At 69.2% G+C, this 12,263-nt stretch carries 12 protein-coding genes; 9 read left to right on the forward strand and 3 right to left on the reverse strand.

Annotated features, from left to right (window positions below; genetic code table 11):
• Nucleotides 1-3: 3 nt before the first annotated feature.
• Together dksA and ACG04Q_RS00535 are read right to left on the reverse strand one after the other, a co-directional pair.
• On the reverse strand, nucleotides 4-648 hold the full coding sequence (gene dksA / locus ACG04Q_RS00530) for an RNA polymerase-binding protein DksA (RefSeq protein WP_394508831.1): 645 nt from the start codon (nucleotides 646-648) through the stop codon (nucleotides 4-6).
• 155 nt (nucleotides 649-803) lie between these two features.
• Nucleotides 804-1,865 (reverse strand): CobW family GTP-binding protein, encoded by a 1,062-nt coding sequence (locus ACG04Q_RS00535; protein WP_394508832.1) that lies wholly within the window; start codon nucleotides 1,863-1,865, stop codon nucleotides 804-806.
• Nucleotides 1,866-1,979: 114 nt separating this feature from the next.
• Between ACG04Q_RS00535 and ACG04Q_RS00540 the strand changes: the two genes are divergently transcribed.
• Genes ACG04Q_RS00540 through ACG04Q_RS00570 form a run of 7 tightly spaced genes read left to right on the forward strand, consistent with a single transcriptional unit; the run spans nucleotide 1,980 to nucleotide 9,672 of the window.
• On the forward strand, nucleotides 1,980-2,861 hold the full coding sequence (locus tag ACG04Q_RS00540) for an HlyC/CorC family transporter (RefSeq protein WP_394508833.1): 882 nt from the start codon (nucleotides 1,980-1,982) through the stop codon (nucleotides 2,859-2,861).
• Complete coding sequence (lnt, locus tag ACG04Q_RS00545; RefSeq protein ID WP_394508834.1) at nucleotides 2,858-4,300, forward strand: apolipoprotein N-acyltransferase; 1,443 nt, start codon at nucleotides 2,858-2,860, stop codon at nucleotides 4,298-4,300. Before ACG04Q_RS00540 ends, lnt begins: the two co-directional genes overlap by 4 nt.
• Nucleotides 4,301-4,330: 30 nt before the next feature.
• Nucleotides 4,331-5,257, forward strand: coding sequence for a glycine--tRNA ligase subunit alpha (gene glyQ / locus ACG04Q_RS00550; RefSeq protein WP_394508835.1), 927 nt, complete (start codon nucleotides 4,331-4,333; stop codon nucleotides 5,255-5,257).
• Nucleotides 5,258-5,260: 3 nt separating this feature from the next.
• Nucleotides 5,261-7,408, forward strand: coding sequence for a glycine--tRNA ligase subunit beta (glyS, locus tag ACG04Q_RS00555; RefSeq protein WP_394508836.1), 2,148 nt, complete (start codon nucleotides 5,261-5,263; stop codon nucleotides 7,406-7,408).
• A 13-nt stretch (nucleotides 7,409-7,421) separates the two neighbouring features.
• A complete protein-coding gene (gene gmhB, locus ACG04Q_RS00560) occupies nucleotides 7,422-8,066 on the forward strand; it encodes a D-glycero-beta-D-manno-heptose 1,7-bisphosphate 7-phosphatase (protein ID WP_394509659.1) in 645 nt (214 codons plus the stop codon).
• The gene (locus ACG04Q_RS00565) at nucleotides 8,066-8,860 is read left to right on the forward strand and encodes a lysophospholipid acyltransferase family protein (RefSeq protein WP_394508837.1); all 795 of its coding nucleotides are present in this window, start codon (nucleotides 8,066-8,068) and stop codon (nucleotides 8,858-8,860) included. The genes gmhB and ACG04Q_RS00565 overlap by 1 nt, the downstream gene beginning before the upstream one ends.
• 2 nt (nucleotides 8,861-8,862) lie before the next feature.
• Nucleotides 8,863-9,672 (forward strand): M48 family metallopeptidase, encoded by an 810-nt coding sequence (locus ACG04Q_RS00570; protein ID WP_394508838.1) that lies wholly within the window; start codon nucleotides 8,863-8,865, stop codon nucleotides 9,670-9,672.
• Nucleotides 9,673-9,884: 212 nt separating this feature from the next.
• On the opposite strand, the gene ACG04Q_RS00575 is transcribed toward ACG04Q_RS00570, so the two are convergent.
• Nucleotides 9,885-10,946 carry an MBL fold metallo-hydrolase gene (locus ACG04Q_RS00575; RefSeq protein ID WP_394508839.1) on the reverse strand — a complete coding sequence of 354 codons (1,062 nt, stop codon included), beginning with the start codon at nucleotides 10,944-10,946 and terminating at the stop codon, nucleotides 9,885-9,887.
• Between the two features lie 40 nt (nucleotides 10,947-10,986).
• Between ACG04Q_RS00575 and ACG04Q_RS00580 the strand changes: the two genes are divergently transcribed.
• Entirely contained in the window at nucleotides 10,987-11,400 is a 414-nt protein-coding gene (locus ACG04Q_RS00580) for a MerR family transcriptional regulator (protein WP_394508840.1), read from the forward strand.
• 154 nt (nucleotides 11,401-11,554) lie between these two features.
• Nucleotides 11,555-12,256 carry a TonB family protein gene (locus tag ACG04Q_RS00585; RefSeq protein WP_394508841.1) on the forward strand — a complete coding sequence of 234 codons (702 nt, stop codon included), beginning with the start codon at nucleotides 11,555-11,557 and terminating at the stop codon, nucleotides 12,254-12,256.
• Nucleotides 12,257-12,263 lie beyond the last annotated feature (7 nt).

A 12,263-nucleotide genomic window follows, 5' to 3' on the forward strand; every position in this document is an offset into this window, starting at 1 on the left:
GTATCAGTCCCCGAACATCTTCTGCTTGAGCTCGCGGCGCTGTTGCGCTTCGAGCGACAGCGTCGCCGTCGGGCGGGCGATCAGGCGACCCAGACCGATGGGCTCACCGGTCTCGTCGCAGTAGCCGTAGTCGCCGCTGTCAAGGCGGGCGATGGACTGCACGATCTTCTTCAGCAGCTTGCGCTCGCGGTCGCGCGTGCGCAGTTCGAGGGCGTGTTCTTCCTCGATGGTCGCGCGATCGGCCGGGTCGGGGACGATGGTCGTGTCTTCACGCAGGTGCTCGGTCGTCTCGCCGGCGTTGGACAGCACCTCGTTCTTGAGGCCTTCCAGCTTGGCGCGGAAGAACTCGACCTGCTTGGCGTTCATGTACTCCGAGTCCGGCATGGCCATGACTTCGGCGTCGCTCAGCTCGGCACCCGGCTTGGTCTTCCAGGCATTGGCCAGCTTGGGGTCGCCCTTGGCGGCCACGCGGGGCGTTTCGTCGGCGTGGTTGGCGCCGCGCGCTGGCGGTTTCGGCGGAGCGAAGCGGTCGGCGAAGCGGTTGGCCGGAGCGGGCGCGTCCAGCGTGGCGACGTCGGCGCCGGCATCGGTCTTCTTCGCGCCCTTGGCGGGTGCGGCGGCGGTTTTGGGGGCCGGGGTCTTGCTCACAGTCTTCTCCTCGCTCTGGGGTTGCATCGGCGCGGTGTCAGACCTTGATCCCACTGCTTTTCAGCCGGCTGCCCGATTTTGAGCGCGGCGGATTGTAGCCATGTGGATTCCAGCGCCAACGCACCCCAGAAAAGTGGCCCGCGAGGGCCAATAAATCACGCCAAACAGCCTTCCAGGCCCTGCATCAGCACGTCCTTGGGCAGGTCGATGCCGATGAACACCATCTTGCTCTGTTTTTTCTCTCCCGGCATCCAGCGCGGGCCGAGATCGGAGCCCATCATCTGGTGCACACCCTGGAAGATGACCTTCTTCTCCGTGCCTTTCATGTGTAGGACACCCTTGTATCGCAGCATCTTGGGGCCGTAGACCTGCACGATGGCGCCCAGGAAGTCCTCCAGCTTGGCTGGGTTGAAGGGCTTGTCCGAGCGGAACACGAAGCTCTTCACGTCGTCATCGTGATGATGGTGGTGCGGGTGGTCGCAGTGCTCGCCATGCTCATGGTCGTGGTGATCATGGCCATGGTGGTGGTGGTGATGGTCGTGGCTGTCTGCCTTCAGGAAGTCGGGGTCGATCTCCAGCTTGGCGTTGAGGTTGAAGCCGCGCAGGTCGAACACCTTGCTCAGCGCCACTTCGCCGAAGTGCGCCGTCTGGATGGGCGCGCGCGGGTTCATGTGCTTGATGCGGTGGATCAGCGCCTCGACAGCGGCGGGCTCGACCAGATCGCTCTTGCTGATGAAGATCTGATCGGCGAAACCCACCTGCATGCGGGCTTCCTGGCGCATGTTGAGTTGCTCGTCGGCGTGCTTGGCGTCCACCAGCGTCAGCACGGAGTCCAGCAGGTAGGCCTCGGCGATCTCGTCGTCCATGAAGAAGGTCTGCGCGACGGGGCCCGGGTCGGCCAGGCCGGTGGTCTCGATGATCACGCGGTCGAACTGCAGTTCGCCCTTGCGGCGCTTGGCGGCCAGGTCGGAGAGCGTCGTGCGCAGGTCTTCGCGGATGGTGCAGCAGACGCAGCCGTTGCTCATCTGGATGATCTGCTCGTTGGTGTCCGACACGAGGATGTCGGTGTCGATGTTCTCCTCGCCGAACTCGTTCTCGATGACGGCGATCTTCTGGCCGTGGGCTTCGGTCAGCACGCGCTTGAGCAGCGTGGTCTTGCCGGCGCCGAGAAAGCCCGTGAGGATGGTTGCGGGGATGAGGCCGTTGTTGCTGGACATGGCGGGGACCGTTTCGAAGGAAGGCGACGCAGATAGGGGTTTGACGCCGGACTACAAGGGTTTGTCAAACCAATCGGCTATTCTGTCCCTTCCGCAATACCCTGACAGCTCCCCTTGAGCGAACCGCATTCAGGCCGGCCCCCAGTTCGCGGGGCCGCCAAACCACCGCCCGAGGCCCGCGGCCTGCTGGAGCGCATGCTGGAGTTCCTGCACCCCGGCCCCGACTCCAAGACCGAACTCATCGAAACGCTGGCCGAGGCCGAACAGCGCGAGCTGATCGAGCCGGAATCGCGCCAGATGCTGGAAGGCGTGCTGCGCATGGCCGAGCTGTCGGCCGGCGACGCCATGGTGGCCGCGCCGCGCATGGACCTGCTGGACATCGACGCGCCGTACGAGGAACTGCTGGGCATCGTCATCGACAGCGGCCACTCGCGCTTCCCCGTCTACGACGGCAGCCGCGACAACATCATCGGCATCCTGCTCGCCAAGGACCTGCTGAAGATGCAGCGCGCGCCGGAGCTCAACATCCGCGCGCTGCTGCGGCCCACCGTGTTCGTGCCCGAGAGCAAGGGGCTGAACGAGTTGCTGCGCGACTTCCGATCCAACCGCAACCACCTGGCCATCGTCATCGACGAGTTCGGCAACACGGCCGGCCTCATCACCATCGAGGACGTGCTGGAAGAGATCGTCGGCGAGATCGAGGACGAGTTCGACGAGCAGAGTTCCGACACCGGCATCTACACGCTGGCCGACGGCACGCAGCGCGTGGCGGGCGACGCGACCATCGCCGCCGTCAACGGCGCTTTCAGCCTGGCGCTGCCGGACGACGACTTCGACACCATTGGCGGCCTCGTGGCGCATGAGCATGGCCGCGTGCCACGACGCGGCGAGTCCGTGCGCGTGGCAGGCCTGAACTTCGCCGTCATGCTGACGCGCGGCGGCGCCGTGCGCTGGTTCAAGGTCACGCGCGCGCCCGACGACGAGTCCGGCGCGTGAGGCCCGCGGTTGCCGCGGCCACCGCGCTGGCCGCCGGGCTGCTGCACACGGCAGCTTTCGCCCCCACTGACGCCTGGTGGGCCCAGATCGCCGCGCAGGCGCTGCTGTTCAGCGTCGTCGCCCGTGCCACGCCCAAGGCGGCCGCGCTGTGCGGTGCGCTGTTCGGCTGGTGCTGGCTGGCCTCGGGCCTGTGGTGGCTGCACATCAGCATGCACCAGTTCGGCGGCATCCCGTGGCTCGCCGCGGCGCTGGCCGTGGCCCTGCTGGCTGCCTTCCTCAGCAGCTACTACGCGCTGGCGCTGGGCCTGACGGCCCGGTTCATCGCGCCGGGGCGCTGGCGGCTGCTGGCACTCGTGCCGGCCTGGCTGCTGGCGGAGCTGGCGCGGGCGACGTGGTTCAGCGGCTTCCCGTGGATCGCGTCGGGCTATGCGCACACGGCAGGCCCGCTGGCGGGCTGGGCGCCGTGGGTGGGCGTCTATGGCATCGCCGCGCTGGCCGCGCTGGCTGCCGCGGGGCTGGTGCTGCTGAAGGAGCGCGCCTGGCGCTGGGCCGCGCCGGCGCTGTTGCTGCCGCTGGCCGGCGCGCTGCTGCCGCAGGACTTCACGACATCCAGCGGCCGCGTCGCGCTGTCGCTGGTGCAGCCCAGCATCCCGCAGGACCAGAAGTTCGACGCCGCGCGCTTCAGCGCCAACCTGGACATCCTGACCCGCCTCATCGAGTCGTCGCAGGGCCAGGTCGTCATCACGCCCGAATCCGTCGTGCCGCTGCCTCTGGCCGAGTTGGACCGGGCCACGCTGGTGCGGCTGTCCCGCCCCGAGCGGCCGGCGCTGCTGGGCACCTTTCTGGGCAATGCGGACGAGGGCTTCGTCAACTCCGTCGTGGGCCTGGGCACGGACTACCACTACGGCAAACGCCACCTGCTGCCGTTCGGCGAGTTCATCCCGCCGGGCTTCGGCTGGTTCGTGCGCGCGATGAACATCCCGCTGGACGACCAGGCCCGCGGCCAGCACCAGCGCCCCTGGGCCGTCGCCGGCCAGAAGCTGCGGCCGCTGATCTGCTACGAGGACTTGTTCGGCGAGGACGTCGTGCAGAGCGCCGTCGGCCCCGAGGCGGCGACGATGTTCATCAACGTCAGCAACCTGGCTTGGTTCGGCACCGTGATGATCCAGGACCAGCACCTGCAGTTCTCGCAGATGCGCGCGCTGGAGTTCCAGCGCCCCGTCGCGCGCTCCACCAACACCGGCGCCACCGCCGTCGTCGATCACCGGGGCCACGTCACCGCGCGCCTGCCGGCGCTGCAGCGCGGCGTGCTGGAGGCCACGGTGGAGGGCCGCAGCGGTGCCACGCCCTATGCGCGCTGGCTGGCGGCGCTGGGCCTGTGGCCGCTGTGGCTCTTGTCCCTGTTGGCACTGACGGCCGTGCGCAGAGTCGCCCAATAGAATCGGCCACCCCCTGTTCTCCCCTGCCCCATGCTGACCTTCCAGCAAATCATCCTGACGCTGCAGGACTACTGGTCCAAACAGGGCTGTGCCCTGCTCCAACCCTACGACATGGAAGTCGGCGCCGGCACCAGCCACACCGCCACCTTCCTGCGCGCCCTCGGCCCCGAGCCCTGGAAGGCCGCCTACGTGCAGCCCAGCCGCCGCCCCAAGGACGGCCGCTACGGCGAGAACCCCAACCGCCTGCAGCACTACTACCAGTACCAGGTCGTGCTCAAGCCCGCGCCGGCCAACATCCTGGAGCTGTACCTCGGCTCGCTGGAGGCGCTGGGCTTCGACCTGAAGAAGAACGACGTCCGCTTCGTCGAGGACGACTGGGAGAACCCCACGCTGGGCTGCTGGGGCCTGGGCTGGGAGGTGTGGCTGAACGGCATGGAGGTGACGCAGTTCACCTACTTCCAGCAGGTGGGCGGCATCGACTGCAAACCCATCACCGGCGAGATCACCTACGGGCTGGAGCGCCTGGCCATGTATCTGCAGGGCAAGGAGTCGGTCTACGACCTCGTCTACACCGACGGCCTGACCTACGGCGACGTGTTCCATCAGAACGAGGTCGAGCAGAGCACCTACAACTTCGAGCACAGCGACGTGGATTTCCTGCTGTCGGCCTTCGCCGCGCACGAGAAGACCAGCCAGGCGCTGATGGCCGAAAAGCTTGCCCTGCCCGCCTACGAACAGTTGCTGAAGGCCGGGCACAGCTTCAACCTGCTGGACGCCCGCGGCGCCATCTCGGTGACGGAGCGCGCGGCCTACATCGGCCGCATCCGCAACCTCGCGCGCGCCGTCGCTCAGAGCTATGTCGACAGCCGCGCGCGCCTCGGGTTCCCGATGGCGCCCAAGGCCTGGGCGGATGAAGTCGTCGCCCAGATCGAACTGAAGAACAAGAAGGCGGCCTGATCGATGAGCGCAAACCTCCTCGTTGAACTGTTTGTCGAAGAGCTGCCCCCGAAGGCGCTGAAGAAGCTGGGCGAGTCCTTCGCCACCGTGCTGGCCGACAGCCTGAAGGCGCAAGGCCTCGCTGCCGCGGATGCCGCCGTCACGTCGTTCGCGTCGCCGCGCCGGCTGGGCGTGCACGTGACCAACGTCGCCGCCAGGGCCGCCGACAAGGCGGTGCAGCAGAAGCTGATGCCCGTCGCCGTTGCGCTCACCGCCGACGGCCAGGCGACGCCGGCGCTGCTGAAGAAGCTCGCGGCCATCGGCGTCGGCGCCGAGGTGCTGCCGCAGCTCAAGCGCCAGCCCGACGGCAAGGCCGAAGCGGTGTTCTGGGACAGCGTGCAGCCCGGCGCGACGCTCGCCCAAGGCCTGCAGAAGGCGCTGGACGAGACGCTGGCCAAGCTGCCCATCCCCAAGGTCATGACCTACCAGCTGAGCGACGGCTGGACCGACGTGAAGTTCGTGCGCCCGGCGCACGGCCTCATCGCGCTGCACGGCAGCGACGTCGTGTCGGTTCAGGCCCTGGGCCTGACCTCCGGCCGCACGACGCAGGGCCACCGCTTCGAGGCGGCGCAGGCCACGGTCAGCATCGACTCCGCCGACAGCTACGCCGCTCAACTGTGCGACCAGGGCGCAGTCATCGCCAGCTTCGCCGAGCGCCGCGCCGAGATCTCGCGCCAGCTCAAGGGTGCCGCTGACGCGCTGAGCCTCACGCCCATCGACGACGACGCACTTCTCGATGAAGTGACCGCCCTCGTCGAGCGCCCCAACGTGCTGACCTGCGCGTTCGAGGCCGAGTTCCTGGCCGTGCCGCAGGAATGCCTCATCCTGACGATGAAGGCCAACCAGAAGTACTTCCCGCTGCTGGACGCGCAAGGCAAGCTGACGCGCCACTTCCTCGTCGTCAGCAACATCGCACCGGCCGACGCCTCCGCCGTGACCGGCGGCAACGAGCGCGTCGTGCGCCCGCGCCTGGCGGATGCCAAGTTCTTCTTCGACCAGGACCGCAAGAAGAAGCTGGCCGACCGCCTGCCGGGTCTGGCCAAGGTGGTGTACCACGGCAAGCTGGGCTCGCAGGGCGAGCGCGCCGAGCGCGTCACGGCCATCGCACACGCCATCGTCAACCAGCTCAGCATGGCGACGCTGCCCTACACGGTCGAGGCCGACGATGAGTTCAAGGTGCTCGACAGCAAGGTCAGGCAGGCCGCCCAACTGGCCAAGTGCGACCTGCTGACCGACATGGTCGGCGAGTTCCCCGAGCTGCAAGGCATCATGGGCGGCTACTACGCCCGCCACGAGGGCCTGCGCGACGGCGTCGCCATCGCGATTGAAGACCACTACAAGCCGCGCTTCGCCGGCGACGCGCTGCCGCGCAACCACACCGGCACGGTCGTCGCGCTGGCCGACAAGCTGGAGACGCTGGTGGGCCTGTTCGGCATCGGCCAGCTCCCCACCGGCGACAAGGACCCGTTCGCGCTGCGCCGCCACGCGCTGGGCGTCATCCGCATCCTCGTCGAGAAGAACCTGCCGCTGGAACTGCCGGCGCTCATCGACGCCGCCCTGCCGACCTTCGGCGAGCTGGTGGCCAACCCCTCCGACACCCGCCAGGCGCTGCTGGGCTTCTTCGCCGACCGCCTCGCCGTCTCCTTGCGCGATCAGGGCTACAGCGCCCAGGAAGTCGACGCCGTGCTGGCGCTGGCACCTACCCGCCTGGGCGACGTGCCCAAGCGCCTGGTGGCCGTGCGGGCCTTCGCTGCGCTGCCGGAAGCCGCCTCGCTGGCCGCTGCCAACAAGCGTGTCGGCAACATCCTGAAGAAGGTCGAGGGCGAGCTGCCGACCGAGGTGAAGCCCGAGCTGCTGCAGGAAGCGGCCGAGCAGGCGCTGGCCGCTGCGATCGCCGAGGTGCAGCCCGCCGCCGACCTGCTGTTCGAGCAGCATGACTACACCGGCTCTCTGCAACGCCTGGCCGCGCTGAAGGCGCCGGTCGACGCCTTCTTCGACGGCGTCATGGTCAACGCCGAGGACCCGGCCCTGCGCGCCAACCGCCTGGCGCTGCTGGGCCGCCTGCACGCGGCGATGAACCGCGTGGCCGACCTGTCGCGGCTGGCGGCCTGAGCCCGTGCCCACGATGCGCGCCGACCACGCCCACGGCATGAAGCTGGTCATCCTCGGTCGCGACGGCACGATCAACCGCTACCGCGACGACCACGTCAAGGCGCCCGAGGAGCTGGACCCGCTGCCCGGTGCACTGGAGGCCGTCGCGCGCCTGAACCACAACGGCTGGCACACCGTGCTGGCCACCAACCAGGCCGGCATCGGCCGCGGCCTGCTGGACATGGCGTCGCTGAACGCCGTGCACCTGCGGCTGAACCAACTGCTGGCGGAGAAAGGCGGGCGGCTGGACGCGGCCTTCTTCTGCCCGCACACGCCCGAGGAAGGCTGCGATTGCCGCAAGCCGCTGCCCGGGCTGATCCAGCAGATCGGCGAGCGTTTCGACGTGGAGCTGCCCGACGTGCACATGGTCGGCGCGTCGCTGACCGACCTGCTGACGGCGCAGAACGCCGGCTGCATCCCGCACCTGGTGCTGACCGGCCCGTTCGGCAGCCTCAACACCGACGAACTCGCCAACCTGCTGGTGCAGGTGCCGGGCGCCCGCGTGCACGACGACCTGATGAGCTTCGCCGAGACCCTCATCCAGGAAGAACGTCGCCGCGTCGCCGAGCAGCGCGGCCAGGCGCTCACCCCCGATACCCAGGCCGGAGACCTGCTCTGATGTCCAACTTGCTGAGCGCCATCCGCTCGCTGATCTTCGTCCTCGTTCTCATCGTCACGGTCATCCCGTGGGCCACCGCGGTGGTCATCCTGTCCATCTTCCGCCGCGGCGATCCCATCTACTGGGCCTGCGCCGGCTGGCTGAAGCTCGCCATCTGGAGCGCGCGCATCATCTGCGGCATCCGCTGGCGCATCCACGGCATGGAGAACCTGCCGCCTGCGTCGGACCGCAAGGCCGGCGTCGTGCTGCTGTCCAAGCACCAGAGCACGTGGGAAACCTTCGCCTACCCGGCGCTGTTCAGCCACCCGCTGGCCTACGTCTTCAAGCGCGAGCTGCTCTACGTGCCGTTCTTCGGCTGGGCGATGGCGCGCATGGACATGATCCACATCGACCGCGGCCGCCGCACCGAGGCCTGGAACAAGGTGCTCACGCAGGGCAAGCGCCTGGGCGGCCAGGGCAACTGGGTCATCATGTTCCCCGAGGGCACGCGCATCGCGCGCGGCGAGGTGGGCGAGTACAAGACCGGCGGCACGCGCCTGGCCATCGAGGCGGGCCTGCCCGTCGTGCCCATCGCCGCCACGGCCGCACGCTGCTGGCCGCGCAAGAGCTTCCTGCTCAAGCCCGGCGTCGTCGACATCTCCATCGGCAAGCAGATCCGCCCCGAGGGCCGCCAGCCGGGCGAGCTGATGACGGAGGTCAAGGACTGGATCGAGTCGGAGATGCGCCGCCTCGACCCGGAGGCCTACCGCAACCCTCCGCCCGCCGGCGTGGCCGGCACCGCCAACCAGCACTAGACATGCCGCCCAAGCGCCCGGCTCCGCTCCTGCAGGACAGCCAGCTGTCGCTGTTCGAGGCCGTGGCCGACGTCGAACCGGCCGACCCCGGCGCGGCGCGTTCGCGCCGCGAGCTCTACCTGGGCCAGCACCGCATCGGCTACGAGCTCAAGCGCGCGCGGCGGCGCTCCATCGGCTTCGTCGTCGGCCCGCAGGGGCTGCGCGTCAGCGCGCCGCGCTGGGTGCCCATCCCCGAGATTGAACGCGCGCTGCACCACAAGGGCGACTGGATCCTGCGCAAGCTCGTCGAGCAGCGCGAACGCCAGCAGCGCATGCAGGCCGCCCGCATCGAATGGGTGGACGGCGGCCGCCTGCCCTACCTGGGCCAGCCGCTGACCCTGGTTGTCGCGCCCGCCGGGCGCGAGGTCATCTGGGACGAGACGACGCGGGAGCTGCGCCTGCCGCTGCCGCACGGTGCCGCGGCCGAGCAGATCCGCGACCTGACGCAGGCCTGGCTGCAAGCCCGCGCGCGGGAAGACTTCCTGCCGCGCTGCCGGCATTTCGCAGAGCAGTTGGGCGTGGCGATGAAGTCGCTGCGGCTGTCATCCGCGCAGACCCGCTGGGGCAGCGCCAGCGCCGACGGCTCCATCCGGCTGAACTGGCGGCTCATCCACTTCGCGCCGGCGATCATCGACTACGTGGTCGCCCACGAACTGGCCCACCTGCGCGAGATGAACCACAGCCCGGCGTTCTGGGACACGGTGCGCTCCGTGCTGCCGGACTTCGAGCGCTCGCGCGAGGCGCTGCGGGAAGAATCCATCGTGGTCCAGTGAGCCTCGCTTCGGGCCTGCAATTGATTGCAAGTGAATATTCCCTCGCTGGCAAGGCAATGGAGCATTCACGTTCAGCAACACTTCGGCCCGACGCTGTCACCACGGGTACCCGCCAGCTGGCCTGACGCCAGCAGCACAGAGGGAGAGAAGGTACCGGGCATGAAACAAACGCCGCCGCCGGAGCATCCGGGGCGGCGTTTTTCTTGGGGCGCTCAGTCGGCGGCCGAGAAGCGGTAGACGCCATCGTCGCCCCGCATGCGCTTCAGGCCGCCCTGCAGCCACAGCGCGTGCAGGTGGGCGATGGCCTCGCCCATCGCGAACGTGGTCTGGTGCAGGTCCAGCTTGCGCTTGAACAGCACGCCCAGCAGCCCGGCGGCATGCGTGGGCTCGGTCCGGCAGGCGGCCGCCACCTCGGCCAGCCGCTCGTCGTGGTGCTCGCGCAGTTGGTCAATGCGCTGGTGCAGGCCGGTGAAGGGCTTGCCGTGCGACGGCAGCACCAGCGTGTCGGCGGGCAGGTCCAGGTAGCGGGTCAGCGACTGCAGGTACAGCGTCAGCGGGTCGGCCTCGGGCTCCACGTCGACGACGGACACGTTGGTCGAGATGCGCGGCAGCACCATGTCGCCGGAGATCAGCAGCTTGGCCTCCTCGCAGAACAGGCTGATGTGCTCCGGTGCGTGGCCGTAGCCGGCGATGCAGCGCCAGCTGCGCCCACCGATCTCGACCTCGGTGCCGTCCATCAGCCGCCGGTAGGCAGCCGGCACGACCGGCACCATCTTCGGGTAGTAGTCGGCGCGGGCGCGGATCTTGTCGAGCGAGTCCGGGTCGGTCAGCCCGTGGCTGCCGAAGAAGGCCGCCGCGCTGGCGCCGCCCATGCCCACCGTGGAGCTGCTGGCCAGCCGGGCGAGGTTGAAGTCGGTCGCGCTCACCCACAGACGGCAGCCCCATCGCTCGGTCAGCCAGTGCGCCAGCCCCAGGTGATCGGGGTGGAAATGCGTGGCCATCACGCGCAGCACCGGCAGGCCGTCCAGCCGCTCGGCGAACACCTTCTCCCAGTTGGCCCGCGTGTCGTCGCTGGCGATGCCGCAGTCGACGATGGTCCAGCCCTCGCGGCCGTCGATGCGGTCGCGCAGCAGCCACAGGTTGATGTGGTCCAGCGCGAACGGCAGACCCATGCGCACCCAGCGCACGCCGGGCGCCAGGTCCAGCGCCTCGCCGGGAGCGGGCAGGGTTTCGCCCAGGGGGTAATGGAGTTCCGATTCGCGAGGGTTGCCCATAGCCGACTTAGACTGACGTTTACGTCAATTGAGTGTAGCCATGCCTCCCCGCAAGTCTGTCTCCGCCGCGACCGAGCCGCAGCAGTCGACCTTCACGATCACCGAGCTCGCCGCCGAGTTCGACATCACGCCGCGCGCCATCCGCTTCTACGAGGAAGCCGGCCTGCTGGAGCCGGGCCGCAAGGGCCGCAACCGCGTCTACACGCCGCGCGACCGCACGCGGCTGAAGCTGACGCTGCGCGGCAAGCGCCTGGGGCTGGCGTTGCAGGAGATCAAGCAGCTCGTCGACATGTACGACAGCCAGGCCAGCGCCGCGCCGCAGTTGCGCGCCTTCCTGGCCATCCTGGCGCGGCACCGCGAGCAGCTGGAACAGCAGCGCGACGACATCGAGGTCACGCTCGCCGAGATTCGCCAGCACGAGAAGCGTTGCCGCGCGCTGCTCGGGCCGGCGTGACGGTTTGCCGCAAACGCGCAGGAAAATGCGCGTGTCGCGGGGCAAACCCCGCTGTCACGACGCCCGGGCTTGACTAGAGTCAGCGGCCGCCCTCCCCACTCGCCTTTGTCAATCTGCCATGCGCTCCGGAACGCGTACCGCCCTAACGCTAGAGTTGACCGCCATTGCCACCGCCCTGCTGATGCTGGGCCAGCCGGCCGTTGCCCAGACGCCGGAGCCGGCCAAGCCGGGCAACGGGCTGGAGCGGGCGCAGAAGGCGGCGGATGCCGTCTTTCACTGGATCAAGCTGAACGGCGACAAGGGCGCCAACCGCCAGCCGGCCAACGCACCGCCTCCGCCGCCGCCCGCGCCGCCGCCCGCGCCGGCACCCGTCGCGCGCAAGCCTGCGGCGGCTCCGGTGGCCGCTGCGCCCAAGCCGGCTGCCACGGTGCAGGCCGCCGCAGCCCCGGTGGCTGCTGCGCCGCAGCCCGAGCCGGAACCGGCCCCGGTGCTGGTGGCCGCCGCATCGCCTACCCCGGCGCCGGCGGCGCCGATACCCACGGCCGTCGCCGCCGTGGAGCCCCCGCCCCCGCCGCCACCCGCGGTCGAGGAGGAAGAGGTGCCGCTGAAGTTGCTGTCCAAGGTCAACCCCGGCATCCCGCGGGCCATGCAGCAGACCGCCTTCCGCGACGGCTATGCCCGCGTGAAGTTCACGGTCGCGCCCAACGGCACGGTCAGCAAGGCCGAGACCATCGCCGCCAGCCACAGCCGCCTGGGCATCTCGGCCGTCGAGGCCGTGCGGCAATGGCGCTTCGAACCCATCAAGGCGCCCCGCGAGGTGGCCATCGAGTTCGCGTTCAACAACACCGACGAGTAGGGCGGCC

This window comes from Pelomonas lactea, assembly GCF_043555885.1.
Lineage (GTDB): Bacteria > Pseudomonadota > Gammaproteobacteria > Burkholderiales > Burkholderiaceae_C > Pelomonas > Pelomonas lactea.

Excerpts from the sequence above, each read along its gene's own strand:
- ACG04Q_RS00535 (WP_394508832.1), bottom strand. The coding sequence starts at position 1,865 with ATGTCCAGCAACAACGGCCTCATCCCCGCAACCATCCTCACGGGCTTT.
- glyQ (WP_394508835.1), top strand. The coding sequence starts at position 4,331 with ATGCTGACCTTCCAGCAAATCATCCTGACGCTGCAGGACTACTGGTCC.
- glyS (WP_394508836.1), top strand. The coding sequence starts at position 5,261 with ATGAGCGCAAACCTCCTCGTTGAACTGTTTGTCGAAGAGCTGCCCCCG.
- gmhB (WP_394509659.1), top strand. The coding sequence starts at position 7,422 with ATGCGCGCCGACCACGCCCACGGCATGAAGCTGGTCATCCTCGGTCGC.
- ACG04Q_RS00565 (WP_394508837.1), top strand. The coding sequence starts at position 8,066 with ATGTCCAACTTGCTGAGCGCCATCCGCTCGCTGATCTTCGTCCTCGTT.
- ACG04Q_RS00570 (WP_394508838.1), top strand. The coding sequence starts at position 8,863 with ATGCCGCCCAAGCGCCCGGCTCCGCTCCTGCAGGACAGCCAGCTGTCG.
- ACG04Q_RS00575 (WP_394508839.1), bottom strand. The coding sequence starts at position 10,946 with ATGGGCAACCCTCGCGAATCGGAACTCCATTACCCCCTGGGCGAAACC.
- ACG04Q_RS00580 (WP_394508840.1), top strand. The coding sequence starts at position 10,987 with ATGCCTCCCCGCAAGTCTGTCTCCGCCGCGACCGAGCCGCAGCAGTCG.